The following is a 26,814-nucleotide window of genomic DNA, read 5'->3' as shown; positions in this document are numbered from 1 at the left end:
GTTTTTGCGCTTTAAAATCGGGTTTGCGCCCTTTTTACTATGAATTGCGCCAAAATCGATGGGGATTGCGCTCTTCTGCTTCGGTTTCGCGCTGTTATTGTGTCTGTTTGCGCTTATCTGGAGGTTTTTGCGCTTTGAGAACGGGTTTGCGCTCTTTTTACTGGGAATTGCGCCAAAATCGATGGGGATTGCACTCTCCAAATCGCTTTGGCACTATATATTTAGTTTAACTGGACTGCTAACCACTAAATATAACGAATTTTCTATACATTCATACCCTTCGATGCATGTTAATCCCCCATCACTGCATTTTAATCTTTGTTTTTTACATGTTGGACACAAATTGTTCAAATTTCCTTCTCTTCTTATATAATTAATGTAAACGCATTCATAAAGGGGGATAATGATGATTACTTTTTTAGTCTGTATTGCACTTTTAATTATTGGTTATTTTACGTACGGCAAGTTTGTTGAAAAAGTATTCGGTGTGAAGGAGGCACGGACGACTCCGGCCTACACGCATGCTGACGGTGTGGACTATATCGCAATGAGCACACCAAAGAACTCGTTGATTCAGCTACTGAATATTGCAGGTACTGGTCCGATTTTCGGCCCGATTATGGGAGCGCTTTACGGACCTGTAGCCTTTATCTGGATCGTGGTCGGCTGTATTTTTGCCGGTGCCGTTCATGATTATTTAACTGGAATGATTTCGATCCGCAACCGCGGCGCGCATTTGCCTGAGCTTGCGAGCAAGTTCCTCGGGAAAGTCATGAAGCATGTTGTGAACGCTTTCGCCGTTCTTCTTCTGTTATTGGTTGGTACGGTGTTTGTTACAACTCCGGCTGATCTGCTTTATGTGGTAATGGATCAAAAAATCTCACTAACTCTAATCATTGCTGCAATTTTCATCTATTATATTTTGGCGACTTTGCTGCCTGTTGATAAAATCATCGGACGCCTGTACCCATACTTTGGCGCATTGCTTTTAATCAGCGCACTTGGCGTAGGTATTGGTTTAGTGGCAACTGGTGCCGATATTCCGGAAATTTCTCTGCAGAATTTCCATCCGGCTAACGCACCTATTTTCCCATTGCTGTTTTTCACTATCACTTGCGGGGCTCTTTCCGGTTTCCATGCAACACAGACGCCGATTATTTCCCGTACAACTCAGAATGAAAATCAGGGACGCAAGATTTTCTATGGCATGATGATTGCAGAAGGTGTTATCGCCATGATCTGGGCTGCTGCCGCGATGAGCTTATTCGATGGTTATAACGGATTAAGTGATTTCCTTGCTAACGGAGGTCCTGGTGCTGTGGTAAGCGAAGCTTCTACCTTAATGCTTGGGGCAATCGGCGGAACACTTGCGATTCTTGGTGTCGTGGTCCTTCCGATCACTTCCGGAGATACAGCTTTCCGAAGTGCACGTATGATTATTGCTGACTATATTAACTTCTCCCAAAAGAAAATTTCCAGCCGTTTGTGGATCGCTATCCCATTGTTTGCTCTTTCTTTGGCACTTACGCAAATCGACTTTAACATCTTATGGAGATACTTCAGCTGGGCTAACCAATCAACTGCGGTTATCGCGCTGTTTGTCGGTGCCATGTACTTGTATATCGCGAAGAAGAATTACTGGATTTCCCTTATACCTGGAATCTTCATGCTGTTAATGGTCCTAACGTATATCTTTAATGCGCAAATCGGGTTCGGTTTATCAATGAATGCTTCCTGGATTGGCGGAGCCATCGGTACCGTCATTCTAGTGGCACTATTCTTCTCCGCTGCTAAAAAGGCTCGGGCGAATAACCTGCCGCTGGAAGAAGATATTTCCGGCTGGAAGAAATCCGCTTAATGGGCTGCTGCAGTCCAAAATACCGTGAAACGGTAAATGAGGAAGAGAAGAAAGTAAACGAAAAAGGGACAGATTCTCTTCCTCTCCTTGCTAAATTGATTTTTGGTGCAATATTTGTAATCGGATTATTCTACTATTTAACTTAGCAAAAGTGCACGTTCATGCGTGCACTTTTCCATTTAACCTAAGGAGGCACAAAAAAATGAGAATATTAGTTGTCGGAGCCGGCGCCATTGGCGGCTATTTTGGCGGAAGACTTTTGGAAAAAGGCGAGGATGTTACTTTTTTGGTAAGGGAGAAACGAAAGCAGCAGCTTGAGAAATACGGGCTTCTAGCGGAAAGTGTGCATGGGGATATGACTTTTCCTGAGCCGAAAACGATCCAGGCCGGAGAAAAGGCAGATGCATTCGATGTCATCCTGCTCTCTACAAAAGCCTATCATCTTGAGGGAGCTATAGAGGATATCCGTCCCTTCACAGGCGATAGTACCTTGATTCTTCCTCTCTTAAATGGAATCGCACATATGGATCAACTAACAGCCGCTTTTGGGGCAGCGAACGTTCTTGGCGGCCTTTGCTTTATTGAAACCACTCTTGGTGAAAATGGGAAAGTGATTCAGACAAGCCCGGTCCATGACTTTGTTTTTGGGGAACGATCCGGTGAAAAAACAGAGCGGATCCTGAAGCTTCAAGAGGCATTTTCAGGTACAAAAGCAAACTTCCGCCTATCCGAAAATATCGAGCAGGAGATGTGGCATAAGTACCTCTTTATCTCCACACTTTCTGGTGTCACTTCCCTGTTCCGTTCACCCATCGGGCCGATTCGAGATCAGGCATTCGGATTAAATACCGTTAAAATAGTTTTGAAGGAAGCATCTGCTATTATGAGGGGCTTGGATGCTCCGCTGGCTGATGGGATTGAAGATGCGCAGGTGCAAAAAATAAACGAAATGGGCTATGAAATGAAATCCTCCCTGCAGCGCGATATGGAAAAGCAGCAGGCTATCGAAGCCGATCATTTCTTTGGATATTTGCTGAAAAAAGCTGAGCTGCTGGATTTGGATGCTCCTGTTATCGGTGCGATTTATGCTAACTTAAAAGTTTATGAAAAAAATAGTCTTTAAACCAAAATCCGAGCAGGCCAACCCGCTCGGATTTTTAGTTTATTATTTTTTGCTGCTGTTTGTATTATAGTAGAATTTCGCCGTGATGGATCCATCGGCATTTTCTTTAATGTCAGTTACATGGATTCCGGAATCAGCCGGCGTTGAGCTATAGCCCTTCCAGAAGTAGTAAGAACCAGTGTGAACATTTCCGGATACAGGTGTGATTTTCCCTCCGGTTTTGAAGAAATCTCCTGCATCACCGCGGTTTAGATTTTTCTCCAAGTCATACTTGCCATCAGCCTGAAGAACAGATAAACCGTAGTGAGTTACAACTGTACCATCACTTGCTGTTTCAGATTGGTTGTACTGGAAGCGTTTGTTCATCCAGTTTTCCACATTATTCGGACGGAAGCCGGCAGTCTGGTACAGGTTGATGATGTTCTCATCTACGTGCCATGCCATTAACCCTTTAGAATCTGCCCCCTGGCGAATTAAGCCTTTGTTAAAGCCATCCTGCTGAACGTTTTCAAATAGGAAGTATTCAGTGCCATTAGAGCCCGGCACTTCCATTTTGACGATGCCGTTATCAGCAGTTGCTTTATTGATCGCCGGAAGCGTGATTTCTTTCACGCCATCTTCAGGCTTTACTTCAATTGGATTTACCCACCCCAAGAATATCTTAGAGAACGGATCAAAGTGCGTTGGAGAGTTTCCTGCATAAGCTGCAGCATCCGGATAGCGCATCCAGGAGCCGCCTGCCATCATTGAGTAGTTTCCTACACCTTCAGAGCTGTAAACCGTATCATAGAAATCAGGCAATCCTAGCGCATGTCCAAATTCATGAGCGTAAACCCCGGTTTGTGCAGGGAATGGACCCGTTTTTGCTTCTTCTTTGTAGGTATTAGTAGCTGCATCGAAACCGGCAACGTTTCCGCCGATGCCTGGCTGAATGTTGTAGTTATTGACTACTACTCCGTCATAGGTCATATCTTCTGCAACTGTTTTATTAATCCATTCATTTTGATACATGCCAGCATGTACATCTGCAGGTTTGCCAGTTTCATAGTATTTCCCATAATATAAAGCACTTAGCAGGCTCCACTTATGTGACCAGAACTGTGCCGGGTCACGGCTGAATTCAGCTCCTGTACCTTCATGAATGACGAAGATATTAGGCACTTCCCCATTCTCAGCATACTTCGAGAAGTCAACCTGCTCGTCTGCCGCTTTCAGCAAGTCACGGATGAATTCGCCTGTATGGGCATCCCCATTCACATTGCCATTAACGTATGTACCATTTTCAGCATATTTACCTTCCTGATCCAAGTAGTATGAAGCACCTTTAGGCATCTCTACCCATACAAATTCGGTGTTTTCCTTGCGGACCAGGTTGGTTTTTCCATAGCTGGATTCTTTATAAGCATTTTGCATCGTGCGGTCCTTTGGAACATTCTCACCATCATATTTCTGGAATTGAGGAAGCTCATAAGGATTATACTCTGTTCCAAAAATTAAATCCTCATAATACTCAGCTGGAACTTGTCCAGGCATATCACCGACCGGCTCATCACCATCCGAATACTTTGCCAGAAGAACAAGAACCGGTATATCTCCTGTTGCTGCTTTATACGCCACATGATTGTCACCAGGCTGCTGGAACTTGGCTCCTGCCTTTGCTGCTTTCTCAGCCGGATCGACCTTTGATAGATCGATTCCCAATTCCTTTGCTTTTGCAGCAAGCTCCGGCGACGCACCTACATGATGGGCAAGACTGATTTGATATTTACTTTCCTGCTTTGCCTGAGTATCTGCCGGTCCCGCTCCTGCAAAAACGGCACTTCCTGCTAAAGCAAGGGATAAAGCTGAAGTGGATAGAACTTTTAACATTTGACTCACTCCCTATAATCTGTTTCTGTAATCTAAATAGTACAAAATATTCAGTATTTTCAAAATAGGAACAAAGGATGGTTTATAAGATTTCTCGTGGTCTAAAAGACTTATTTTTCTGAAAAGTTACAGGTAAAAAGATTATTTCTCTGTGAAATTTCCTTTAACTGTTTAATGATTTATAATAGAGGGATATGTAGATAAAGGAGACTCTAACATGACTCATATAGAAGACAATAATCGAAAAAAAATCAGCTTAAAAGAAGCAATGAAACAGCAGCTTATGAATAAAAAACAAGAGCAGGCAGGCGGAAAGTTCAATAATACTCCGGTTAAATCGGCGAAAGCATTGAAAAGCCAGCAGACAAAGAAGACCAATAACCAGCGGAAACGGACGGGTGTATAATGGAAGGGCAGAATCGCGCTGCAATCGCGCCTGGGTTAAAAGTAAAAATTGTTCTTAAAAAGGATCAGCGGACAGGTGTGCTGACAGAAGGAATAGTGAAAGACATTCTAACAAAGTCACCTTCTCACCCGCACGGTATAAAAGTGAGACTCGAAGATGGACAGGTTGGCCGGGTAAAACAAATTTTACGTTAATAGGGACAGTTCCCTTACACTAGATTTGGTTATACTGGGAGGAGACTATTGGTTACACTGATCAAGCCTTTACTGGTAAACATTACAATACTTTTTTCATTTACGTTTAACGGGAATTTGTTTTTTCCATATCAGACAAAGACCCCTCTTACCCTTAAACAAAAATTGATTTACGGACTTCTCGGCTCATTCGGAGCACTTTTATGCATGTTTTATCCTATTGAAACGCTGGGGGAAACCCATTTTGATTTGCGCATGGTCGCCATCATGATCGTGACGCTGTATACAGGATGGCTTCCCGGCTCTATTGTGATGCTGAGTACCGTCATTACCCGCTATTTAATAGGCGGACAGTTCATTTATATTGGAATTTTGGTTTCCATTCTGGCATTTTTGATTACCCTTTCCCTAAGACGAGTGTTTCTTAATTCCAGCCATCGGGTAGTGACTGGTTCTTTTATTCTGTTCTTTTATTTTTACTTATATATATCCATCATTGCCACAGCCGTCATTTTTCTTGATACATTCTTTTACCTGACTTACTTCGTTGCGTTTTACCTGACATTTATTGCACTTATTTTTGTCATCGAAAATCTTTTCAAAACGAATAAACAGATCAGTGAAATGATGTATATGGATAAGCTGACAATGGTCGGCCAGCTGGCAGCTTCCATCGCACATGAAATCAGAAATCCTTTATCCACTGTGAGGGGCTTCATTCAATATTTGAGCCAGGATACGTCGGATGAGAGCTTAAAAAAGTTCTCCCCGCTCATTATTGAGGAATTGGATCGTACAAACAGCATCATTACAAACTATTTAAAAGTCTCAAAGCCCGAGCAGTTCCATCTGGCTAATGTCCCCCTGCATGACGTGATTCAGGATTGCGTACTGCTCATGAGACCCCTTGCTTCTTATGCCAATGTGGTGATTGAATACGCGGATAAAGGGCCTTTTTATGTGCAGGGAGATGAACACCACCTAAAACAGGCCATCATGAATGTGATCAAGAATGGTATAGAATCAGTCCCGGAAAAGGGAAGGATTCAAATTTTCACCTCTGCTGATTATTTTCACAACACGGTTGAAATAACCATTTCAGACAACGGCCGAGGCATGACATCCGAGCAATTAGAGAATATCGGACTGCCTTTTTATACAACAAAGACGAAGGGAACTGGACTTGGCAGCATGGTTACGAACAAAATCATCCGTGAAATGCAAGGAACGATAGAATATGACAGCGATATTGGCAAGGGAACGACAGTGAAAATCATACTGCCCCTGCTGAAGAGTGAATAAGGAAAGAAAAATTGCCAAAAAAAAGAGTGCCTGAGTGCACTCTTTTGCTGTATTGCCTTTTAACCAAGCCGGCCCTGAATCGCAGGCTGGTATTTTCTCATCGGACCTTTTGCCAGAACATCACGCATATAGAAATCCCCGGCAGGATTTGTTTTTTTCAGCAGTTCTAAGAGGTATGTAATATCATCCATAGCCCTATGCGTCTGGCTTTCTGCAATCTGATGGGACTGAAGGAGCGTCAGCAGCTTGCTGTCTGTAAAACCATATTCCTTCCATGGGACACTTCTCATTGTGCAATACCATTTTAATTCGTTGATGTCTTCAGGATACATCCGGTATAAAAAGCTGCGGTCAAAGGATGCATTATGAGCGAAAACGGAATCGGCATGAAAGAAATATTTTTTTATTTTGATATCATCAAAGCATTTACCGCTGACAGCTTCATAAGGAATTCCGTGAACTCTAAAAGCGCGGCTGTAATTGTTTTTGGCCGATTTGCTTATGGGCTCCCGCAGGAATGCAGCTTTATCCTTAATATCAAGGATCTCCCCTGTATCCGCACGGTAGGAAAACAGCTTTAATGCCAGTTCGATGATTTCATCGGAATTTGGTCCAAGTCCCGTCGTCTCCACATCCAGCAGCAGCCCCATCTTTTCCTTGTTTCTCATGGCCAGCCTCCTCTATTCATTTTAAATTAAGCATATAATAGAGGAGTGCTGAATGCCAGCGGAACCGCTCTTAGATCTTTTTATCGTTCTTTAATCGGTCCACATAGTCGGCATGATAATTCTGATGCATATATTCCCGGTTTTTCATGGAATAGAAATATCCTGTGGAAAGAGACAGAAATGCGAACAGAAACCCTACCCCAAAGCCGAAGGTATGATAGCCCATAACAATGCTGACAACGGTAGTGAGCAAAAGTACCAGCAATATATAAAATAAAATATTTTTGCTTTTCAAGGATGTTCCTCCCCTTATTTCAATACATTTTTTAAAAGATACTGTCTTATTATTATACCAAATACGAAACAAAACGGCGGTTTTCTCCGTAAGAATAGTAAGGAGGTTTTTCCCATGATCGGACTTGTCATTACACAAATTGCCGTGATCGCGCTCTTCCTGATTCTCGGGTGGGCAGTAAGATTCAAAAAGGCTTACTGGCTCATTTCCGGATTCGCATCGCGGCCCGAAGAAGAGAAAGAATCATTAATAGAAAACAGGTATCCGCAAAAAATCGGAAGCCTGCTTATAGGCACCGCTATCGGAATGCTGGTGCTCCTGCCTCTCTCGTTTACCGAATTCAGATTCGCAGCCGAAGCGCAATTCGGCTTCATGCTGGTCATATTGCTTGGCGGACTCGTCTACTTATCCAGATATGAAGTGCCGGCCAAAAGAAAACGCAGTTATATAATTGCCAGCATTCTCTTCATTGTAACGTTTGGCCCTATCGTTTATCTGACCGTCTCCAGTCATAAAGGCTATGAAATGGCATTAGAGGAGGATTCATTTGAAATCTCCGGGATGTACGGAGATAAGTGGGATTATCGGGATATTCAGTCCGTACAATTATTGGAGGAGATGCCTGAAGTAACCTGGAAACAAAATGGTATCGGCCTCCCTACTCTTGCACAGGGACATTTCAAAGTGACTGGCTATGGCAGCAGCCTATTATTCATCCAAAAAGAGCATACGCCCATTCTATACATTGAGGTCAAAGATGAGCAGATATTTGTTAACAGCAAAGATTCCTCAGAAACTCAGATCTGGTATGAGGAGCTCAAAAAAGAAGCGGAAAAACAAACGAAGCCGCCGGCATAACATTCCGGTGGCTTTTAGTTGAAGATTTACTAAATACAATCCATAATTGGATAATCATAGTAATTATAGGAGGTGCTTCGAAAAGTGTCATATTTACTTCTGATCATAGGATTTGCCCTTTTAATAGCAGGGGCAAACTTCTTTGTGGATGGCGCTTCAAAAATTGCCGGGTTTCTCAAGATTTCTCCGCTGCTGGTCGGGCTGACAATCGTTGCGTTTGGAACAAGTTCGCCTGAAGCCACAGTCAGCATTCTGGCAGCGCTCGATGGCAATGCCGATGTGGCTATCGGGAATGTCGTCGGCAGTAATATTTTTAACATCACACTGGTTGTCGGCATTACCGCCATGATTTTTCCCCTGAAAGTGGAGAGCACCACCATCCGCAAGGAGATTCCATTCACTTTGCTTGCCACTGCCGCACTTATGATTTTCATTAGTGATACATATCTGGACTCAATCGGCAGCAATGTGGTTTCACGCAGTGATGGCCTTGTTTTGCTGCTGATTTTTGCTGTATTCATGTACTATTTATTTGAAGTGGCCCGGGAAAGCCGAAGCAGTACCCATGCTGATCCTATAAAAACAAGCGCTGGACAATGGACGAAGCAAAGCCTTTTGACGATTGCCGGATTGGCTGCCATTATTTTTGGCGGTGATTTGGTAGTCAGAAGCAGTACAGAGATTGCTTACTCTTTGGGAATGAGTGAAACATTGGTTGGCTTAACGATTGTTGCCATCGGAACCTCTCTGCCGGAACTGGTGACCTCTGTCGCCGCAGCCATAAAAAAAGAAAGTGAAATCGCTCTTGGAAATATTGTTGGGAGCAATATCTTTAACATCCTGTTTGTCCTCGGGGCTTCAGCCGCCATATCACCGCTCCCTGTGGACCCTAAGATATTCGTCGATATTACGATATTAATTTTAATCACATTTGTGCTCCTCATCTTCTCAAGAAGCCATTATGCTGTAGGAAAATATGAGGGCGGCTTTCTCGCAGCCTCTTACATTATGTATTTGATTTATATCATTATGAGGAATTAATGCCCGCGCCGGTCCAATTGGGCCGGCGTTTCTTTTAAGAGGAGGTTGTTTCTGAAAAATACTGCTGCTTCCCCGGCTTCAGCAGCTGCCGGCAGACATAAAGAGAAAGGATTAAATTCAGGACTGCTAAAATGACAATCGTATAACGGAGCGGAAACAGATCTCCGAGAACACCGATTCCAAAGAGCAGGATAATCTGAGCAAAGCTTTGGATGACACCGATCACACTTGTCATTCTGCCCATAATTTCCACAGGCACATTATTCTGATAAAAGGTTTGGTATCCCGCACTTGAGAAAGCATTAAAAATGCCCAGTACAGTGAATCCCATGACCACCAGCATAAAGGAGTCTGCCAATGCATAAATCAGATAACCCGCTGCGGTCAAAAGCATGCCATAGCCCATGAGCTGTTTGATGCTAAGCATTCTTGAAACGATGGTGATAAAGAGAGCTCCCAGCGCAAAACCAATCCCGCTGATGCTGACAAGGAAACTATAATCCGCTTCTGTCAGCCCCACAACATCCTGGATAAACACAACTTCTTGGGAATCCATTGCGAGCGAGAACAAACCGAATGCCAGAAAACACCCGTAAACAGAAATGATAAAAACCTCTCTCCCGGCAAACATGATAACCTGCTTCCAATCATCCCGGAGCGTTTCATAGGCTGATGTTTGTACAGAAGGGGACTTTAAATCTTTATCCATATCTGGAAGCACCCAGATGATGACAGCTGAAAAGACAAAGGAAGCCGCATTTAAATAGATGGCAGTTTCGATGGTTCCAATCAGAAATAATCCGCCTGCGATGGCTGGCCCCACGATAAAAGCGCCTGAGGTAACAAGACTGTTGATGGAGTTGAACCTTTTTCTGCTTTCAATTGGAACCAGCTTGGCTATATACGTTGCGGAAGCCGGCATAAATAGAGCCTTCGCCATACTGATTAGAAAGAGGACTGCATAAATGAAGCCAATGCTTCCGAGAAATGGTATCAGAGCTACACCCATGGCTCTGGCCAAGTCCGTCCAAATCATAATGCTCTTTTTATTTTTCCGATCTATCAAGCCTCCGCTCCATGAATTGGTTAAAACGGAAGTGACTGGACCTATGATCCATAATCCTGCTACAGCAGCTGCTGATCCGGTCATGTCATAGACAATCAAATTAATAGCAATCAGGTAAATAAAATCTCCCAGTCTGGATATTCCAATCCCTGTCAGCAGAAAGGACGCCATTTTCCAATTAAATATTTTCATAGATCACCTTTATGTATTTATAATATTCTTAATTATCACTATATCATAAAAAAAGCCCTGGAGAAGAATCTCCAGAGCGCCTATTTCTCAGCCAGCTGCTGATTTTTTTTGGTAAGGAACCTGACTGCCAACACATCTTAACCCGGAAAAAAATCTTGCGGTGAAGATGATTGCGGCCAGAACGATAAAGATTCCGCTGACTGCGCCTACCTGGTCGGACAGCACCCATTGCGGCAGGTGTTCTGACCATCTTCTTGGTGCACTGATTCCGCCTGCATAAAGGAAAGAGCCCACAAGTCCCATAAAAAAAACAAAATAGAGAGCAATGGTGAACGTATCGATTCCCCTGTGCTCCTGATTGCCTTCGGTCTTATTAAAATAATACATAAACCCAATAATCATGGCGACTACACCCATTCCCATATACGTATGGAAATGGCCCGGAACCCATTTCGTGTTATGCATTACATGATTGACGACAATGGTGGCATCAATGATAGCCGGGATTGCTCCTGCCACCCATCCGAACATGGAAAGGAAAAACAGGCTTGATGTAAAGTCCCATTTCATCCGCGAGCGGTAGACAATCATCAGCGCTCCGTAGGCTGTAACGACCATAACGGGCAAGCCGTTTGCATAGGAAAACACCTGCCCGATGATGAGCATCCATTTTGGCACCGCAAAGTCCATCAGTAAATGGTGCGTATAGATCATTAAGGTAAAGAGTGTCGAGCAGTTCCACGCAATTAAAAAAACCTTGTTAGCTTTCCACGGTCGTTTTGTATATTCTGAGAGGACCTCATAGACGGCAATAACAGCCATATAGATGGTGCAATTGGCAAAGATATGGCCGAACGCATACGTAAGATGCTTGGCAAGCAGGGGGTCCATCGTGACGGCCGGGTTGATAATATTTACGAGGGATGCCGCCAGCACCGTGGCTCCTGCCAGCAGTGCAGTCGAATTGGTTATGATGACCATGGCAGTCGCCACGACAGCAGCAGGCGGACCATATCCTTTTTTCCCCCTGAAAATGATATCCCATCCGAGTGCCTTTCCAAGGCCCCCATAAACTGCTGTCAGTCTCGCAGCCAGGTACATGTAAAGAATTAAAAAACCAAAGCCAAGAACCAGCATGCCCGATAAGAAGAATACCGCACCTGCCGCCCCATACATTTTGGCTGACTGAGCAGGAAGCGGATATAAAAATGTCCAGCCATCGGAAAAGTCAAAGACAAAAATGGCGATGAGAACCATCGAGACTCCGGTTAAAAAAAGGACAAAGTTTACAATGAGGATGGCAGGGTTCAGTTTTACGTATTTAGACAGGAAGTACCATAAGATGGCCGTTCCTCCCAATGCAGCGATGCCGACCATGCCTGTTCCGTGCGCAGTCATGATTTTATAAAACCACTGCGGCGTGATGCTGATCATTTCACCCTGATTCATCAGCATAATAACACCAAAGATCATCATAAGAATTAAGACAAGTGAAGTTACAGCCAGATGCCAGACCACTGTTTTCCTGGCTAATGGGTGAATCGCTTCATTCATCAGAAGCTCCCCCTTCCGGTTCGACAACAATTTCTTTAACCATCACATGATGTCCGGCTGAACAGTATTCAAGGCATAATATTTGATAAGTTCCAGGTTCTTTAAAAGTATAATAAACTGTATTCGTATATCCAGGCATTGCCTGAGTTTGTGCAACAAGCTCCATATTCTCATTGTATAAGCCAAAACCATGGGTAACATCCGAAGCCGTCACATCAAATTGGACCTTGTCCCCTGCTTTAAATGTTTCCTCACTCATCTCCCACGCATATTGTATTCCAGTTACCTTCACTACTATCCCTTCATTTAAGCCTTCCGCTTCGGCCTGATTGCTGTCGTACGGCAGCCTGCCAAGCGTCATGACAGTGGCAAAAGCCATAATGGCAATTAGCCCGAGAAAATAGAATTTCCTGATTTTATATCCTTTTTCCTGGATGGTGCTATACTCTCCGCTGCGCTTGGATTCTCCGTAGACAAACGCAAATGCCAGCGCCAGCAGGAACACAAAGAAAACAGTCGCATACATGGCGATTTGCTGATACATTCCTACCCCTCCAATAAAATTTTCAAATCCCCCCAAACTTTATTTTATGGAAGCTCATTATTTAATTCGGTGATATATGTCCTATTTGACGATTTTTTTGAAATATTCCCGCAAAAAAAATGCCCTGGATCAGGACATTTCCTTTTCTATCGTGTACATCATCCAAAAACCGATATCTTCAAACCCGATGCGTTTATAGATGGTGCCGGCAGCCGGATTATCATAAAACAGACATAGTTCTTTATGCTCCGAAAGAAGCTGGCGGCAGAGCTTGACCATGCATTGGGTGGCATAGCCTTTCTTTTTGTAATTACGATCTGTTGCGACGCCGACGACCATGGCAGAAAGGGAATTTTCGGCTGCAGTTGAAGCGGTGCTGACCATTTTTCCCTCCTCTGTAATAAAAAAGGAACGGGATGAGCCATCCTTTAGACCCCTGCGTTTTCGTTCAACAGTAATGGCTGAATCGCTGAATTCAGGAATGCTGTTCAGAAGCTCCACCAGCTGTTCAGCATCTTCAGGGCCAGCCTGGCAAACTGCTGATGCATCAATACCTTCGTCCATTATTTCCACGCACTTTGCATAATAAGTTTCCCGTTTTCTTTTTATGCGATTTGAAAGATGAGGTTCAATTTTTGCAGTTACAGCTTTTAGGCCAGACATCATCCCAAGATTCGGATCCCCGAGCATGATTTCCGCAAACCCCCTGGCATCAAAATCTCCTGCTGCAAAGGGGATGTAATTTTCTTCATATTTTAATAATACTGCGATTAAATTTCCGCTTTCATCGAACTCTCCCCACACCTTTTGGAATTCCTGCTCATAGCCGTATGCTTCAATATCTCCAATAATAAACAGATTCTCAGCCGGCTGCTGCTTTAAAAAGCTGAAGCAAATTTCATCGTCTAGTTCAGTTAGCCTTCTGATCATTTTCCATTCCCCTTATTTGATTCAAGTTCCTTCCTATCAGATTTGCTGATATCGGCGTTAGATTCATCTCTCTTGCCCATACAGACAGCTGGCCGATATGATGGATTTCATGGGCAATGACATGATTCAGGATATCTCCCTTTTTATATTGCCTCTCCATCCATGGCGGTGTAACAAACTCATTATATGGAACCGGCCATTCCTCCTGAAAAAAACTTTCTAATTCCATGCGGTATTCTTCAGAAAGTGCCCTTACTTTTTCCAGTTCATCATAGTCGGAAAACAGGGGGTCTTTCACTTCCTTGCCCTGAATGGCACAAATCCAGCTGTATTCTACATCCACGATATGAAAAAGGGTTTCCAGAATGCCCCCAACTCCTCCAGTCCGATTGGCATTCAGCTCTTCGGCTGAGAGCTGGCGGCACCATTCAAACCACTCATCGCGCACTTGCCAGTTATAGCGAAATAATGTCAGCATATTCTCTTACCTCCTTGTCCAGATACCTATGGAATTTCGTCAGCATATGGTAATTTCCTGCAAATTTCTTTTTCCTCCGCATAATTACTTGCCATATATTTAATCCTAATGGAAGCGGCATGAGAAGAAAGGGGATTGTATGTGAAGAAGAACTTAATGGTTTTCTATATATCGGTGGGCATATTATTATTGCTTGTTTTATTCGGTGTTTTTGTCCCGGATTCGCTGGAGAGAGTGACCGCAAATGTACAGGCTTTTATCACCGATAAATTCGGCTGGTATTATTTAATTCTTGTATCATTTATCGTTATTGTTAATTTGTACTTTTTAATAAGTCCATTAGGCAGAATTAAGCTTGGGAAGCCGGATGACAAACCCGAATTTTCCCGCCCTACTTGGTTTGCGATGCTGTTTAGTGCGGGAATGGGGATCGGCCTGGTTTTCTGGGGTGCAGCTGAACCGATTTATCACTATGCAGTTGGGTCTCCAACTGGCGGAGAGGTAGGGACTGACCAGGCCATTAGGCATGCCATGAGATATACTTACTTCCATTGGGGAATCCATGCATGGGCGATTTATGGAATTGTGGCGCTTGTTTTGGCTTACTTTATTTTCCGCCACGGGGAACCCGGTTTGATCAGTGCCACTTTAAAGCCGATTTTAGGCGACCATACACAGAAAGCAACAGGGAAGATCATTGATATTCTTTCAGTGGTTGCGACTGTGATTGGTGTGGCAACGACACTTGGGTTTGGGGCTGTGCAGATTAACGGAGGGTTGTCTTATCTTTTTGGCATACCGGTTAGCATTACAGTCCAGTTCATTATTGTGGCTATTGTTACGGTTCTTTTCATGATATCCGCATGGTCTGGACTTGGCAAGGGCATCAAAATCTTGAGCAATGCCAATATGATTTTAGCAGTGATTCTATTTTTGCTCACTTTTTTCCTGGGACCTTCTTTGTTCATCTTAAACCTGTTCACCAATACACTTGGGTCTTATCTGCAGAATTTGCCTGGCATGAGCCTCAGAATTGCGCCGTTAGATCCAGAAGTCAGGGAATGGATTAATGCCTGGACGATTTTTTACTGGGCCTGGTGGATTGCCTGGGCACCCTTCGTAGGGATTTTTATCGCCCGTGTTTCAAAAGGGAGAACCATCCGGGAATTTGTTTTTGGGGTCCTCCTTGTGCCATCGCTAATAGGCTTCATATGGTTTGCAACTTTTGGCGGGACAGCAATGATGCAAGAGCATAACGGTGTTGCCAAAATTTCCGAATTGGCTACTGAGGAAGCTTTATTTGGTGTATTTTCCAACTTGCCGATGGGAACGATCCTTTCAGTCATCGCCATTCTGCTCATTTGTACATTCTTTATTACCTCTGCCGACTCCGGCACATATGTCTTAGGAATGATGACCACAAATGGCTCACACCATCCTGGCAATAAGATAAAAATGGTCTGGGGAATATTGCTTGCTGCCATCTCATTGGTTCTGCTTTATTCCGGCGGGCTTCAAGCACTGCAGAATACGATGATTGCAGCAGCTCTTCCTTTCTCCGTCATCATGGCATTAATGACCTTCAGTCTGATCAAGGCTCTGCAGAAAGAAGCGAAGGAGCTGGGGATAGGAAAAATCCCGAAGAAGAAAGTGTAAAACAAAACCTGCAGATATGGCGTCTGCAGGTTTTCCTGTTTATTTTACCGGGATCCAGATCTCTGAATAATAATCAGAATTGGAAGCATCACCTGCCGTATAGACTTCCAGCTCCGGTGCAGCAGCATGTTCATAGCCGCTGGATGGAAACCATTCTGAGAAGATTTTTTTCCAGGTGTTTTGCATGGCATGCGGCATGGCTCCATGTACTTCAAATACCGCCCATTTGGAGGCCGGGACTTCCAGGCACTCGAAGCTGTCAGGCTTTTCGCCTTTAAAGCTTGCCCCGATCCAATAATCCATGCTGTCAGGCTTCTTGCTGCGGTTATCGACACACACACCGAGAACTCCTTTAATTTCGCCATTATTCAGCATAAATAGCTTGTCAGCAGTCCCGTTGCTATTCACTTCATCCCACATTTTCGGGATGCCGGCCAGATTCTCTTCATTGCACAATGAGAACTCCTTTTTGATTCCTGCTACTTGGAAAGCTTCTTTTTTGACAATTGCATATTGCATTGGTTCTGCCCCTTTCAGACTCACCTGAATTACCAGGCGGTTATATGATTTCAGCTTTCCGGAGAAATTTCTTGCTTCAGTCGGGGTCATGCCATGCTGCCTGCGGAAAGCCTTAGTAAAAGCCTCGGGAGTGTCATAGCCGTATTTATAGGCAAGATCAATCACTTTGCGGTCTGTTCGGACCAGTTCCTGTGCTGCGAGGGTCAGTCTTCTTCCCCGTATATATTCGCCCACCGGCATATCCGTCAAAATGGCGAATGTACGCTGAAAATGAAATACGGAGGAGTTGGCTTCACCCGCGGCTTTCCCGATGGAAAGATCCTCATCCAGCAAATGCTCCTCTATATAATCAATCGCCTTCTGCAGCGATACGATCCATGACATTACTGATCACTCCCTTGATTATATCCTACCTTTTTCTCTTTTTGTCTTCCTGTCATTTTTTGCTTTGTTTTGGCAGGTTTGTATTAAAGAATTCTTATTTTAGAAGGGGAATACCTGCATGTTGGGAAAATTTTATGCGGCTGCTGGCAGACCGGAGCAGAATTATGAAAATAGCGGCCAAAATGGGGGATTTACCGGCCTATTTTGCCGTTTCACCGGCCAAGTTTAGGAAAATACCGGCCAAAGTGGGGAATTTACCGGCCAAAATCACTTCATCATATTTATGGCTCAGTTTCCAACTATATCGGTCAGTCCTTTATCTATCAAGAAATCAGAAAAAAGCCAGCCTCCCCATAACGGGCAGCTGGCTTCGATGGCACCTTATATGGCACGTCCCCAGTGCCGGTGCATGGCAATGTTATTAATTAAATTTTCGCTTGCGGATGCATCGCCGGCTTTGATTTCGACGATTCCCATTTCCGATAGGGTTTGTGATTGCCCCAGCGTGTTCATTGCTTCTGGAGGCAGCAGTTCGGCTCCTTCGCCGCCAAACGCAATGGTTTTAAAATGCTTGTAGGCTTCGCTGACGAATTCCTTGGCCTGCGGCACCTTCTTCAGGGCTTCTGCACTTTCTTTTCCTCCTGCCACATAGATGCCGTCATACATTACTGAGTGAGAGGTCAGGAATGTTTTCACTGCTTCCAATTCTCCGCCGTCTCCTTTGATCATGCCCAGGTTTTTGCTGACAATCTCCGGCATGATTCCAGCACCTTTCAAAGCTTCCATCACGCTTTTGACTTCAGAATAGTTGAATCCATTATCAGCGAGAATGGCGACTTTCCGGGTCTTAGGTGATTTAGCTGTGTTCATTTGGCTAAGAGCAGGCGAAGAGAGCGTCACTTTGGATTCATTCGCAGCATCCGGCACTTTTACGCCAACTCCGAGGGCAATTTGCTCGGCAAGGAAGCTATCCACATTGCTGAACATGTCTACAACCTGCTGCTTCACATCCTTGTTCATCACCTTGCCCACTTCAAAGCGGAACGCCTCGATCATATGCTGCTTTTCCACTTCAGACATGCTGTTCCAGAACATTTTCGCCTGGCTGTAATGGTCTTTGAAGCTGTCGCTGCGCTCGCGCACCTTGCGTCCTTCGACTTTTTCCTGGTAATGAACATAGCCGCCCTCTTCTGCTGTGGCAGGGCTTGGATCATTATTCTGCATCGAGTTTTTATGATAGGCAACCGGCCCTTTATTAATCGTCATGCGATGGTAGCCGTCATACTGATTATTGTGGAACGGGCAGACCGGACGATTGATCGGGATCTCATGGAAGTTCGGACCGCCAAGGCGGATCAGCTGGGTGTCGGTATAGGAAAATAAACGTCCCTGCAGCAGCGGGTCATTTGAAAAATCAATGCCAGGTACGACATGTCCCGGGTGGAACGCGGCCTGCTCTGTTTCAGCAAATACATTATCCTGGTTACGGTTCAGGGTCATTTTCCCGATGATCTTAACCGGGACCATTTCCTCCGGCCATAGCTTTGTTGCATCCAGAATATCAAAGTCAAAGGAGAATTCATCTTCCTCCTCAATCATCTGAACTCCAAGCTCAAATTCAGGGTAATTCCCCATTTCGATGGCTTCCCAAAGATCACGTCGGTGGAAATCCGGATCCTTTCCGGCAAGTTTTTGGGCTTCATCAAAAACCAGGGAATATGTGCCCAGAACAGGCTTCCAGTGAAATTTCACAAAACGTGCCTTGCCCTGCTCGTTCACAAATCGGAACGTGTGAACGCCAAAGCCCTCCATCATGCGGAAGCTGCGCGGGATGGAACGGTCTGACATTGTCCACATGATCATATGGGCTGTTTCAGTATTGTTGGCGGCAAAATCCCAGAACGTATCATGGGCCGTTGAAGCCTGCGGCATTTCGTTATGCGGCTCCGGCTTGAATGAATGAACCAGATCAGGGAATTTGATGGCATCCTGAATGAAAAACACCGGAATATTATTGCCGACTAAGTCGTAGTTGCCTTCTTCGGTATAAAACTTCGTTGCAAAGCCGCGGGCATCACGTACAGAGTCTGCCGAGCCGCGGGAGCCTGCAACTGTGGAGAAGCGAACAAAGACCGGGGTTTTCACAGATGGATCCTGCAGAAACTTTGCCCGGGTATATTCTGCCATGGGTTCATACACCTGGAAGTAGCCATGTGCGCCAAAACCGCGGGCATGGACAACCCGTTCCGGGATGCGCTCATGGTCAAAATGCGTCATTTTTTCCCTGAAGTGAAAGTCCTCCATCAAGGTCGGGCCGCGGGAACCAGCTTTTAACGAATGCTCATCCTCCGAAACCTTGACTCCCTGGTTCGTCGTAAGCTTCTTTCCTGTATTATCCATGCGAAACTCTTCAAGCTGCCTGTCCTTGCTGTGCTCATTTACACCTTTGTTTTCCGGATCTTGTTTCAAATGATTTTCCTCCTTATATATAAGAAGCAATTGCTTCTGGGCTACGATTCAAACTATGTATCTATATGTTGAAATACCCCAGAACTTAGGCGATAAACGGCAAAATAAAAGAAAGCAGCGGAAAACTGCTTTCTCTCAGGCTTGTGGGCTAATCTCTGTTTTAGGCTGATCTGCATCTCTCAGCAGCTGGATAAAGGTTCTTTTTTGCAGATGATACAGGATGAGCACCAGAATACAGCCTCCGCATGCAGCCATCAGGATCCAGACAGGCATTTTTTCAAGCAGGAAGCCAAAAAAGATAAAGCCGAGTGGTGTCATGGCACTTGCTCCCGTTTCAAGGAGTGACATAACCCTGCCCCGATAGGCATCAGGCGTGCCTTTTTGCAGTAAAACCATCACCGGAATATTGATTACCATGATAACTGATGATAACAGCAGGACCATACCAATTAAAAAAGGAAACATGATGCTGTTTGAAATGCCCATTAAGCCAGGAAAATTCGGGAGGCCAAGCAGTGCAATGATGAGGGACATGGCCATTACGCCCCCAAAGATGGTTACTTCTTTTCTCTTTACCTCGGGACGGGCAGATAGAACGACCGACATAATCAGCATCCCGACGGAAAAGGCCCCTTCAATAATACCCAGCTGAAGGGAACTCATTTCCCGCACAGTCAGAACCAGATAAGGCATCGCAACGGGAAAAACCGCGAACCAAAAATTCAGCCAGATGCTAATGATAATGAGATTTTTAATGAACGGCTGATTTTTCACATATGAAACGCCCATTTTCAGATCGTAGATCATACTCTTTTCTTCTAGTCTTTCTTTTTTCTCTGCAAATAGATTGTATTGAATTAGTAAACTGGTGATGCCGGAGACTGTGAAGGCGATGATGTTGATAAGCATGAAGAATGATAAATGAAAGATGCCAAAGAAGACGCCCCCAAGAACAGGTCCCAAGATGGCGGATGATGAAGCTGCGGCCTGATTGAGTGACATCGCTTTTTGCAGAGTATCAGGACCGACCATGTTGTAAATCGCTGAAGTGACTGCCGCTGAATAAAAGGTATTCAAAATGCTTAGAACAGCTGTGGCTGTGTAGAGGAGCCAGATTTCCTGTGTGACAAAAAGATACAGCAGCAAAATGGCAAGCAGCCAGACTGCACAGGCAAAATCGGAAATAATGATGATTTTTTTGCGGTCCCACCTGTCACTGAGGGCGCCCGCAACAGGGGAAAGCAGAATTCTTGGCAGTGCACTAAGAATGAGGGTTATGGCAAAGTTCAGACTGGATCCAGTTTCTGCAAGGATATATAAGCCAATGGCAAAACCGTAAATGGAGGAACCGAGCACTGCTGTCATTTTCCCTGTCAGAAAAAGTGTTATATTTTTTTTAATCTGGGTTTCCATCTAATCTTCCTCCTCGGAATTAAGCAATTTGAAGCTGCAGGAGATTTCATATGAATTGCGCTTTATAGCCCCCTTTACGCTTTTTTCCATGTATTTAACCATCAGATCATACAAATCGTCCTGAAAATCCTTTAATTCATCATCTGTGAGGGAGATGCTTATTCCCATTGATCTGCTGGATCCTTTTTCCTGCCCTTTCTCTTCTTTCAAGTTGAATTGCGTCGCTTTTGAACGGTAATACTTCTCGATAATTCCCCTGTTTTCTTTCGTTTCCTCAATCTCGAGTATTTCGCCTTTATAAAGCTGCTGAATATGGTAATGAATGCTTCCTGCAGACTTCCCTAGCTCTTCAGCAACCTGTTTGGCTGTCATGGCTTTTTTAGCGAGGAGGTAAATAATTTTTATCCTTAGCGGGCTGGATATCAGCTTCTGCTGTTCCAGATTAATCTCCATCGTTTTTTTGATTAAATCCAAAGAGGATTTCACCCTTTCTAATCTATTTATTTATTTTAATTTTATTATATGTTCTAAAAATTTAGAATGATACATCTTTTTAAAATAAATAACAAAGAGGTTTCGGCAAACCATATTTCACTCGCATTGAAATATTAATCTTCACCCTCGACAATTTTGTATTTTCTGACAATATTATATAAAAAAAGCAAATGAGTATTGTCATAAATAGTAAAACAATATAGAATTTTCTTATAACCTCACAAAGAGGCAGGTGAAACGGTGGAAATCACAAAGCATTTTTTCTTTAATCTATCGCTCTTGATCGTCATCTTGTTTATTGTGCTGGTATGGGCGGAAAAAAGCTCTAAATTCCGGTTTTCCAAAGGCTGCTCTTTTATATGGCTTTTGTTCATGATCTGGATATGCTTTCAGTTTTCCTATCAGCCAAGCCCGCATTACTTTTTTGATTTACGATTGATACCTGTCATCATCGGCGGTTTATATGCGGGAATCGGCCCCGCATTGGCCGGGTCTGTGATTTTGATGAGAAGTTTTTATGGAGTAGAACCTGGGTTTTATTCTAATATTCTTTTATATTTGCCCCTCGGGATTATTCTTTGGAGACTCTATCCTTGGTTTTGGAAGCAGGTGCCGCGAAAAAGGATTCGCCTTTCGATTATCATAACCCTGATTTTAAGTGTGCTGACCGTTGTCGTTATGGAACTATCGGTGCCGCCACAGAACCGGTTTGATGCCTGGTTTGCCTACCTGGTGATTCCGCCATTGGGTGTCTTCATGATTTCATATGTATTCGAGTTTGCCAAAAGAAATCTGGATATCCGTGAAAATCTCGTAAGGGCAGAAAAGCTTGAAGCTGTGGAGCAAATGGGAGCAGCCATCTCACATGAAATCCGCAACCCCCTGACGGCTGCAATTGGATTTGTACAGCTATTACAGGAACAGCGGCTGCCGCCGCGAAAAAGGGTTGAGTATTTGGGCATCGTGAAAGCAGAACTCGAATCGGCGGAACAGGTCATTCAAAATTATTTAACCTTTTCCAAGCCTTCCTTAGATAAGATCGAAGAAATTAATGTAAAAAAAGAACTAATGCAAGTCATGAATATATTAAAACCGACCGCCAATCAGAATTCCGTAGAGATTAATGCCCATTTTGCCCTCCTCGGATCGATTAAAGGTGATCGGCAAAAATTCCACCAATGCTTTCTGAATGTAATTAAAAATTCAATCGAGGCCATGCCGCGCGGCGGGCAATTATACATAGAAACACACTATAGCAGCAGCCAGATCACCATCGAAATAAAAGACACCGGTGTCGGCATGACGTCCGATCAGCTTCAGCGTTTAGGTGAACCCTACTATTCTACAAAAGGCTCCAAAGGGACCGGCCTCGGAATGATGGTCGTGTTCAGTATTGTAAGGGCCATGGATGGCAATGTTCGCGTCAAAAGCGAAGTGGGTAAAGGCACTGTTTTCAGGTTTACATTTCCGAACTTTAAGTCGAAGATACATAATGAATAAAAAAACAGCAGCGGCAGCCTGCTGTTTTTTTACTGGCTTAACATGATTCTATCTGCTTCACCTCAAGATGCTTCGTGCAGTTATACAGCTCACAGATCCACTGACTATCTTTGATCAAAAGCTTTGTGATGGATGTGTTTTTCAGCGGGGAGGACAGATCCGTGTGCGGCACAAGTTCCCTTAACAGATGGCGGATGAAGGAACCGTGGCTTACGATCAGCACGTTTTCGCCCGGGTGCTTATCTGTGATTTCCTGGAGGAACTCAAGTCCTCTATGAATGATGCTTTCTTTCGGCTCAAAACCGAGGTCCATTTCCCGCCAGTCTTTGCCCCATTTTTCAAGACGCTCTGCTTCGGTTGTGCCTTCAATCATCCCGCCGCCGACCTCCCTTATTCGGGGATCGAGGTGAAGGGGAATGGAACCGGTTTTCTTCTGGATGGCTTCCGCAGTCTGCTTTGCCCTCAGGAGATTGCTTGAATAAATCACATCCCAGCTTTCTCGGCCAAGCCGTTCTGCCAGGCGTTCCGCCTCAGCCAATCCTTCTTCATGGAGAGGAATATCCGAGCTTCCCTGTGCCCGTCCCTCCTTATTCCAGGCTGTAATTCCGTGCCTGATCAATCCGATTTTTGTCATCTATAACACGTCCTTTCTTTTCACTTGTTTCGGTATTTAATTAAAATAGGCAATTTCCTTTTGGAGGATGCAAATAGAAGGCAGCTTTCATAAATAGAATGTCGAAATCTGCAAATAGAATAGTGGCTCCAGCATACAGGCTTCACCCTCATCATCTGCCGAACCAGAAATATCCGCTCAGTATTAAGAAGCTGATCAAAAAGATAAATCTCTTGTGCCTTAGCGCGTATTTTCCAGCCGGTTTTCTTACTCCGCCGAAAAAGAAATAAAAAAACCCGGCAGCAAAGATAAAATAGGCAGCTACCTGAAGAAACAATTCCACAAGATCCCCCCTATTATGTAAAAGGAGCGGTGCTTGCCGCTCCTGAAGCTAATCTACTTTTCTTACGTTTGAAAAAGGATACCAGACAAATTCGCTGACACCGATAATCCGCTCCTTCTCGATGTATCCGAGTCCATTACGGCTGTCCAGGCTGACAAGGCGGTTGTCGCCCATCACAAAATAGTGATCTTCCGGAACAGTTAGAGGGCCGAAGTCACCGGTCAGTTTGTTGACAATTCCTTCTGCTGCTTTGCGATTTTCTGAGAGATAGTCTTCATCCCACTGCTTGCCATTTATATACAGATGGTCATCTTTCATCTCCAATTCATCGCCGGGGAATCCTATTAATCTTTTAACATAGTTTTTTTCTTCGCCCTTGATGATGACAATATCGCCTCTGTCCAGTTCTTCAAATTTATTTACGAATATTTTTTCCTCGTCATGAAGGGTCGGATCCATGGAGGCTCCTTCCACATAGTAAGGTGAAAAAAGGAAGACCCTGATCACCATAGCGATTCCAAAGGCAATCAGAAGGGATTTCAGCCAGCTCACTATTTCATGCTTATTCAATGTGTTCCACCAAAGCCTTCTGCACCCATATACCTGTCTTTAATGAAGGTGCGGTGATGAAGTTCATGGCCGGCAATAATATAGGCGATGGCCCGGGCGGTTACTTCCGTGCCGTTTGCATTCCCTCTCCTTAGCAGTGACTCATCATCCATGCTTTTTAGTAGAGCAATCGTGTTTTGGCGTACATAGGACAGCTGCTCTACCAGTTCCCGGATGCTGAAACGGTTGAATTGCCCATTCTTCACATACTCATTATCATCATAGCCAGGCAGCTTGGCCATCTCCCCTCTGCCAATGCAAAGCAGGCGGTAGCTCATGATGCGTTCGGTATCTGTGATATGGCCGATAACTTCTTTAATGGTCCATTTTTCCGGAGCATAACGGAATTGAGCCTGATCTTCATTCAGGTCTTTTACCAGATTCATCGTTTCCTTTATTTGCACATCGAGGATCTGCAGCAGGTCCCCTTCCGGTACGGAGCTGACATATTTCTCATAATAGGGTGCATATTCATTGGATTTAGGTTTTTTTAACATCGCGTTCCCTCCCATTCTATTACCTTATTTTACTAAATATCTATTTACAGAGCCAATATTAGGTTTGAAAAAGCTCGCCCCGGACTGCTTTTATATAGCGTTTAGCTGACCGCTGCACTGCAAGGTCTGCCTCTTTTTCTATAACTCTGTGAAACGCGTTGTAGATCCGGTCAAATGATAGCGTTTTTATTCTGCCAGCCATTCGTTCTACCGTTTCAGCCGGAAGAGGGATGAGATTCGGGTAGCTGTACATGAAGCTGACCCACCCACTATCTGCGACAACCTGAATGATGTCGCCGGTGAGCAGAACGCCTTTGCCCTGGCTCCCATTTTCCCAATGAAGGACAGCACCGCCTTTAAAATGTCCGCCAAGGCGGTGGATGACCAGGCCATCTTGAACTTTGAGCGATTCTCCGCTCCAGAAAATAATGTGTTCACTGTCCCTCATCACCCATTCCCTGTCGTCTTCGTGTATATAGATCGGCACATTGAATGTTTCCGCCCATTCCGCCTGAGCTGAATAGTAATGAGGATGGGACAGTGCGATTGCGTCTAATCCGCCTAGATCTTTTATGGTGTCAATCGTGTGCTCATCGAGATAGGTAATACAGTCCCACATCAGATTAAAACCGTTATGCTGAATAAGATAAGCTGTCTGGCCGATGGCAAACTCCGGCACTGTTTTCATGCTGTAAAGATTGGATTCCTCCTTCTGTATTTCATTTATATAAATTTGGCTTTCCGTCATTTCATGTAATGTTGTCCATTCCTGGCCACGGGGTCCAACGTACTGGCGCTCTTCCATGCAGATCGGGCAGCTTTCAGGCTGATGGACCGAAGGCGGAAATTGCGTTCCGCACGTTTTGCATATATATTTTTCCATTAGAATTGCCTCCGTTTCTCATACTTTACATTACCCATTTTAATGCTGGAAACTTTATGCTAAATCGCCGTTCTGACTGAAAATGGCTACAACTTTAGCCTGAAAACTTATACTTCAAGCCTAAGGTAAAAACCTCAAAGTCCAGCTTTTCATAATAGCCCGCTTTCTCTTCCTCAGCCATCAATTGCACATGCAGCCGTGCCTTCGAGCACTCCACTGCCAGCCTGCGCACCATTTCCTTTCCGATGCCCTGGCTGCGATAACCTGGATCAACGATTAATCCGCAAAGATAGGCATTAATCACTCCGTCTGAAATAATGCGCCCTGTCCCGATCAGGCAATCTCCATCATAGGCACTGATCACCAGCCAGCTCTGCTCCATCGCCTTATGCAGTTTTTCTTTCGGCAGCTTCAAAAATTCATTCCAGCCGTCATTTTCATATAACTGAAATAATTGATCCTGATCCGGTAAGGCAAATTCATATTTGATCATAAAAAATCTCCTTAAGTATGTAATGCTAAACCTATTCTGGTTCAAGGCGGAAGAATCCTTTTTCTTTTAACGGTTATCCAGCATCGATACACAGACTTCTTCACTATGTTCCGTATTCCCCGTTACAAACTCATATGTGGAAGCGTCCTCTTTTTCACAAAACTGAACAACATCCCCAAACCACTTCTTTTTGCCATAGTAATAGATTATGTTCGGTTCATCTTTGAAAATGACATAATAATGGGTATGGTAAAAATCATGATTGATGTCCATCTTAGGTATGCTATAGCTGTGTTCCTGAAAATCACTTTCGTCATAGTCTGTTCCATCCAGATGCTTCTTCACCTCATGGGTTATCCACTTGTTCATGATGGGATTGCCATTATTTAATACATAAAGAAAAAAGACGGGTGTAGCCAGAATTAACAAGCCTGCTATAATCAACAGTAATTTTTTCATGTATTTGTCACTCCCAACCGTTTATATAGTGTAATTTTACACTACAAGTAACTTGGAGTGGTAGTTTTTTCTATATGAAACTTTTTTGTCTGCCGTCCGTATT

30 protein-coding genes are annotated in these 26,814 nt (G+C 44.1%); 10 read left to right on the top strand and 20 right to left on the bottom strand.

The genetic code is table 11. The features are described from left to right. A partial coding sequence (locus NR125_RS22595; RefSeq protein ID WP_256816165.1) for a hypothetical protein occupies positions 1 to 201 on the bottom strand: 201 nt, incomplete at its 3' end. Between the two features lie 205 nt (positions 202 to 406). On the opposite strand from NR125_RS22595, the gene NR125_RS22590 reads away from it, so the two are divergent. Genes NR125_RS22590 through NR125_RS22580 form a run of 3 tightly spaced genes read left to right on the top strand, consistent with a single transcriptional unit; the run spans position 407 to position 2,981 of the window. After that, complete coding sequence (locus NR125_RS22590; protein WP_019382615.1) at positions 407 to 1,858, top strand: carbon starvation CstA family protein; 1,452 nt, start codon at positions 407 to 409, stop codon at positions 1,856 to 1,858. After that, positions 1,858 to 2,004 (top strand): hypothetical protein, encoded by a 147-nt coding sequence (locus tag NR125_RS22585; RefSeq protein WP_019382616.1) that lies wholly within the window; start codon positions 1,858 to 1,860, stop codon positions 2,002 to 2,004. Before NR125_RS22590 ends, NR125_RS22585 begins: the two co-directional genes overlap by 1 nt. A gap of 56 nt (positions 2,005 to 2,060) precedes the next feature. Continuing rightward, positions 2,061 to 2,981 carry a ketopantoate reductase family protein gene (locus NR125_RS22580; protein ID WP_009335034.1) on the top strand — a complete coding sequence of 307 codons (921 nt, stop codon included), beginning with the start codon at positions 2,061 to 2,063 and terminating at the stop codon, positions 2,979 to 2,981. A gap of 42 nt (positions 2,982 to 3,023) precedes the next feature. On the opposite strand, the gene NR125_RS22575 is transcribed toward NR125_RS22580, so the two are convergent. Beyond that, the gene (locus tag NR125_RS22575; protein WP_256816164.1) at positions 3,024 to 4,850 is read right to left on the bottom strand and encodes a M6 family metalloprotease domain-containing protein; all 1,827 of its coding nucleotides are present in this window, start codon (positions 4,848 to 4,850) and stop codon (positions 3,024 to 3,026) included. Between the two features lie 217 nt (positions 4,851 to 5,067). On the opposite strand from NR125_RS22575, the gene NR125_RS22570 reads away from it, so the two are divergent. Genes NR125_RS22570 through NR125_RS22560 form a run of 3 tightly spaced genes read left to right on the top strand, consistent with a single transcriptional unit; the run spans position 5,068 to position 6,752 of the window. Next, positions 5,068 to 5,256, top strand: coding sequence for a hypothetical protein (locus tag NR125_RS22570; protein WP_009335036.1), 189 nt, complete (start codon positions 5,068 to 5,070; stop codon positions 5,254 to 5,256). After that, positions 5,256 to 5,450 (top strand): YwbE family protein, encoded by a 195-nt coding sequence (locus tag NR125_RS22565; protein ID WP_009335037.1) that lies wholly within the window; start codon positions 5,256 to 5,258, stop codon positions 5,448 to 5,450. The genes NR125_RS22570 and NR125_RS22565 overlap by 1 nt, the downstream gene beginning before the upstream one ends. Positions 5,451 to 5,498: 48 nt before the next feature. Beyond that, positions 5,499 to 6,752 (top strand): ATP-binding protein, encoded by a 1,254-nt coding sequence (locus tag NR125_RS22560; RefSeq protein WP_256816163.1) that lies wholly within the window; start codon positions 5,499 to 5,501, stop codon positions 6,750 to 6,752. A gap of 59 nt (positions 6,753 to 6,811) precedes the next feature. Here NR125_RS22560 and NR125_RS22555 read toward each other — a convergent pair whose 3' ends face one another. Next, entirely contained in the window at positions 6,812 to 7,420 is a 609-nt protein-coding gene (locus tag NR125_RS22555; protein ID WP_009335039.1) for an exonuclease domain-containing protein, read from the bottom strand. A gap of 70 nt (positions 7,421 to 7,490) precedes the next feature. Further along, positions 7,491 to 7,715 carry a hypothetical protein gene (locus tag NR125_RS22550; protein WP_009335040.1) on the bottom strand — a complete coding sequence of 75 codons (225 nt, stop codon included), beginning with the start codon at positions 7,713 to 7,715 and terminating at the stop codon, positions 7,491 to 7,493. Positions 7,716 to 7,829: 114 nt separating this feature from the next. Between NR125_RS22550 and NR125_RS22545 the strand changes: the two genes are divergently transcribed. Further along, positions 7,830 to 8,573, top strand: a complete 744-nt coding sequence (locus NR125_RS22545) for a DUF3784 domain-containing protein (protein WP_061791934.1) — start codon at positions 7,830 to 7,832, stop codon at positions 8,571 to 8,573. Positions 8,574 to 8,657: 84 nt separating this feature from the next. Further along, positions 8,658 to 9,614, top strand: a complete 957-nt coding sequence (locus NR125_RS22540) for a calcium/sodium antiporter (protein WP_009335042.1) — start codon at positions 8,658 to 8,660, stop codon at positions 9,612 to 9,614. A gap of 34 nt (positions 9,615 to 9,648) precedes the next feature. Here NR125_RS22540 and NR125_RS22535 read toward each other — a convergent pair whose 3' ends face one another. The 5 genes from NR125_RS22535 to NR125_RS22515 all read right to left on the bottom strand — a co-directional run bounded on the left by NR125_RS22535 (position 9,649) and on the right by NR125_RS22515 (position 14,378). Then, on the bottom strand, positions 9,649 to 10,872 hold the full coding sequence (locus tag NR125_RS22535) for an MFS transporter (protein ID WP_009335043.1): 1,224 nt from the start codon (positions 10,870 to 10,872) through the stop codon (positions 9,649 to 9,651). Between the two features lie 87 nt (positions 10,873 to 10,959). Then, complete coding sequence (locus tag NR125_RS22530) at positions 10,960 to 12,426, bottom strand: cbb3-type cytochrome c oxidase subunit I (RefSeq protein ID WP_251174014.1); 1,467 nt, start codon at positions 12,424 to 12,426, stop codon at positions 10,960 to 10,962. Continuing rightward, positions 12,419 to 12,970 (bottom strand): cupredoxin domain-containing protein, encoded by a 552-nt coding sequence (locus NR125_RS22525; RefSeq protein ID WP_019382620.1) that lies wholly within the window; start codon positions 12,968 to 12,970, stop codon positions 12,419 to 12,421. Before NR125_RS22525 ends, NR125_RS22530 begins: the two co-directional genes overlap by 8 nt. A 129-nt stretch (positions 12,971 to 13,099) precedes the next feature. Beyond that, a complete protein-coding gene (locus tag NR125_RS22520; protein ID WP_159344289.1) occupies positions 13,100 to 13,900 on the bottom strand; it encodes a GNAT family N-acetyltransferase in 801 nt (266 codons plus the stop codon). After that, entirely contained in the window at positions 13,881 to 14,378 is a 498-nt protein-coding gene (locus tag NR125_RS22515) for a DinB family protein (RefSeq protein WP_009335047.1), read from the bottom strand. The genes NR125_RS22520 and NR125_RS22515 overlap by 20 nt, the downstream gene beginning before the upstream one ends. A 141-nt stretch (positions 14,379 to 14,519) precedes the next feature. Between NR125_RS22515 and NR125_RS22510 the strand changes: the two genes are divergently transcribed. After that, positions 14,520 to 16,034 carry a glycine betaine uptake BCCT transporter gene (locus NR125_RS22510; RefSeq protein WP_256816162.1) on the top strand — a complete coding sequence of 505 codons (1,515 nt, stop codon included), beginning with the start codon at positions 14,520 to 14,522 and terminating at the stop codon, positions 16,032 to 16,034. A gap of 39 nt (positions 16,035 to 16,073) precedes the next feature. Here NR125_RS22510 and NR125_RS22505 read toward each other — a convergent pair whose 3' ends face one another. From NR125_RS22505 to NR125_RS22490, 4 genes are all read right to left on the bottom strand, one after another. Beyond that, the gene (locus NR125_RS22505; RefSeq protein ID WP_019382624.1) at positions 16,074 to 16,937 is read right to left on the bottom strand and encodes an AraC family transcriptional regulator; all 864 of its coding nucleotides are present in this window, start codon (positions 16,935 to 16,937) and stop codon (positions 16,074 to 16,076) included. A 381-nt stretch (positions 16,938 to 17,318) separates the two neighbouring features. Beyond that, entirely contained in the window at positions 17,319 to 19,406 is a 2,088-nt protein-coding gene (locus NR125_RS22500; RefSeq protein ID WP_256816161.1) for a catalase, read from the bottom strand. A gap of 135 nt (positions 19,407 to 19,541) precedes the next feature. After that, positions 19,542 to 20,819: an MFS transporter gene (locus tag NR125_RS22495; RefSeq protein WP_256816160.1), complete on the bottom strand. Its 1,278-nt coding sequence runs from the start codon at positions 20,817 to 20,819 to the stop codon at positions 19,542 to 19,544. Beyond that, positions 20,820 to 21,293, bottom strand: a complete 474-nt coding sequence (locus NR125_RS22490; protein ID WP_019382628.1) for an ArsR/SmtB family transcription factor — start codon at positions 21,291 to 21,293, stop codon at positions 20,820 to 20,822. It abuts the gene before it with no gap. Positions 21,294 to 21,554: 261 nt separating this feature from the next. On the opposite strand from NR125_RS22490, the gene NR125_RS22485 reads away from it, so the two are divergent. Next, positions 21,555 to 22,814 carry a sensor histidine kinase gene (locus NR125_RS22485; RefSeq protein WP_009335053.1) on the top strand — a complete coding sequence of 420 codons (1,260 nt, stop codon included), beginning with the start codon at positions 21,555 to 21,557 and terminating at the stop codon, positions 22,812 to 22,814. Positions 22,815 to 22,851: 37 nt separating this feature from the next. Here NR125_RS22485 and NR125_RS22480 read toward each other — a convergent pair whose 3' ends face one another. The 7 genes from NR125_RS22480 to NR125_RS22450 all read right to left on the bottom strand — a co-directional run bounded on the left by NR125_RS22480 (position 22,852) and on the right by NR125_RS22450 (position 26,711). Further along, the gene (locus NR125_RS22480) at positions 22,852 to 23,448 is read right to left on the bottom strand and encodes a histidine phosphatase family protein (protein ID WP_019382630.1); all 597 of its coding nucleotides are present in this window, start codon (positions 23,446 to 23,448) and stop codon (positions 22,852 to 22,854) included. 151 nt (positions 23,449 to 23,599) lie between these two features. Further along, entirely contained in the window at positions 23,600 to 23,770 is a 171-nt protein-coding gene (locus NR125_RS22475) for a hypothetical protein (protein ID WP_256816159.1), read from the bottom strand. 48 nt (positions 23,771 to 23,818) lie between these two features. Continuing rightward, positions 23,819 to 24,340 (bottom strand): signal peptidase I, encoded by a 522-nt coding sequence (gene lepB / locus NR125_RS22470; RefSeq protein ID WP_009335055.1) that lies wholly within the window; start codon positions 24,338 to 24,340, stop codon positions 23,819 to 23,821. Next, on the bottom strand, positions 24,337 to 24,876 hold the full coding sequence (locus tag NR125_RS22465) for a DinB family protein (protein WP_019382633.1): 540 nt from the start codon (positions 24,874 to 24,876) through the stop codon (positions 24,337 to 24,339). Before NR125_RS22465 ends, lepB begins: the two co-directional genes overlap by 4 nt. 58 nt (positions 24,877 to 24,934) lie before the next feature. Then, positions 24,935 to 25,759 carry an MBL fold metallo-hydrolase gene (locus NR125_RS22460; RefSeq protein ID WP_009335057.1) on the bottom strand — a complete coding sequence of 275 codons (825 nt, stop codon included), beginning with the start codon at positions 25,757 to 25,759 and terminating at the stop codon, positions 24,935 to 24,937. 94 nt (positions 25,760 to 25,853) lie between these two features. Beyond that, complete coding sequence (locus tag NR125_RS22455; protein ID WP_019382635.1) at positions 25,854 to 26,252, bottom strand: GNAT family N-acetyltransferase; 399 nt, start codon at positions 26,250 to 26,252, stop codon at positions 25,854 to 25,856. 66 nt (positions 26,253 to 26,318) lie between these two features. After that, a complete protein-coding gene (locus tag NR125_RS22450) occupies positions 26,319 to 26,711 on the bottom strand; it encodes a DUF3139 domain-containing protein (RefSeq protein ID WP_019382636.1) in 393 nt (130 codons plus the stop codon). Positions 26,712 to 26,814 lie beyond the last annotated feature (103 nt).

The sequence above is a fragment of the Cytobacillus sp. Bac17 genome, assembly GCF_024519925.1.
GTDB lineage: Bacteria > Bacillota > Bacilli > Bacillales > Cytobacillaceae > Cytobacillus > Cytobacillus pseudoceanisediminis.
The sequence above is the reverse complement of the archived record's forward strand: the minus strand, read 5'-3'. Positions and strand labels throughout refer to the sequence as shown.

What these genes read in the sequence shown, in the direction of transcription:
- NR125_RS22590 (WP_019382615.1), top strand. Translation starts at nt 407, where the DNA reads ATGATTACTTTTTTAGTCTGTATTGCACTTTTAATTATTGGTTATTTT.
- NR125_RS22585 (WP_019382616.1), top strand. Translation starts at nt 1,858, where the DNA reads ATGGGCTGCTGCAGTCCAAAATACCGTGAAACGGTAAATGAGGAAGAG.
- NR125_RS22580 (WP_009335034.1), top strand. Translation starts at nt 2,061, where the DNA reads ATGAGAATATTAGTTGTCGGAGCCGGCGCCATTGGCGGCTATTTTGGC.
- NR125_RS22575 (WP_256816164.1), bottom strand. Translation starts at nt 4,850, where the DNA reads ATGTTAAAAGTTCTATCCACTTCAGCTTTATCCCTTGCTTTAGCAGGA.
- NR125_RS22570 (WP_009335036.1), top strand. Translation starts at nt 5,068, where the DNA reads ATGACTCATATAGAAGACAATAATCGAAAAAAAATCAGCTTAAAAGAA.
- NR125_RS22565 (WP_009335037.1), top strand. Translation starts at nt 5,256, where the DNA reads ATGGAAGGGCAGAATCGCGCTGCAATCGCGCCTGGGTTAAAAGTAAAA.
- NR125_RS22555 (WP_009335039.1), bottom strand. Translation starts at nt 7,420, where the DNA reads ATGAGAAACAAGGAAAAGATGGGGCTGCTGCTGGATGTGGAGACGACG.
- NR125_RS22545 (WP_061791934.1), top strand. Translation starts at nt 7,830, where the DNA reads ATGATCGGACTTGTCATTACACAAATTGCCGTGATCGCGCTCTTCCTG.
- NR125_RS22535 (WP_009335043.1), bottom strand. Translation starts at nt 10,872, where the DNA reads ATGAAAATATTTAATTGGAAAATGGCGTCCTTTCTGCTGACAGGGATT.
- NR125_RS22530 (WP_251174014.1), bottom strand. Translation starts at nt 12,426, where the DNA reads ATGAATGAAGCGATTCACCCATTAGCCAGGAAAACAGTGGTCTGGCAT.
- NR125_RS22525 (WP_019382620.1), bottom strand. Translation starts at nt 12,970, where the DNA reads ATGTATCAGCAAATCGCCATGTATGCGACTGTTTTCTTTGTGTTCCTG.
- NR125_RS22520 (WP_159344289.1), bottom strand. Translation starts at nt 13,900, where the DNA reads ATGATCAGAAGGCTAACTGAACTAGACGATGAAATTTGCTTCAGCTTT.
- NR125_RS22515 (WP_009335047.1), bottom strand. Translation starts at nt 14,378, where the DNA reads ATGCTGACATTATTTCGCTATAACTGGCAAGTGCGCGATGAGTGGTTT.
- NR125_RS22505 (WP_019382624.1), bottom strand. Translation starts at nt 16,937, where the DNA reads ATGTCATGGATCGTATCGCTGCAGAAGGCGATTGATTATATAGAGGAG.
- NR125_RS22495 (WP_256816160.1), bottom strand. Translation starts at nt 20,819, where the DNA reads ATGGAAACCCAGATTAAAAAAAATATAACACTTTTTCTGACAGGGAAA.
- NR125_RS22480 (WP_019382630.1), bottom strand. Translation starts at nt 23,448, where the DNA reads ATGACAAAAATCGGATTGATCAGGCACGGAATTACAGCCTGGAATAAG.
- NR125_RS22465 (WP_019382633.1), bottom strand. Translation starts at nt 24,876, where the DNA reads ATGTTAAAAAAACCTAAATCCAATGAATATGCACCCTATTATGAGAAA.
- NR125_RS22460 (WP_009335057.1), bottom strand. Translation starts at nt 25,759, where the DNA reads ATGGAAAAATATATATGCAAAACGTGCGGAACGCAATTTCCGCCTTCG.
- NR125_RS22455 (WP_019382635.1), bottom strand. Translation starts at nt 26,252, where the DNA reads ATGATCAAATATGAATTTGCCTTACCGGATCAGGATCAATTATTTCAG.
- NR125_RS22450 (WP_019382636.1), bottom strand. Translation starts at nt 26,711, where the DNA reads ATGAAAAAATTACTGTTGATTATAGCAGGCTTGTTAATTCTGGCTACA.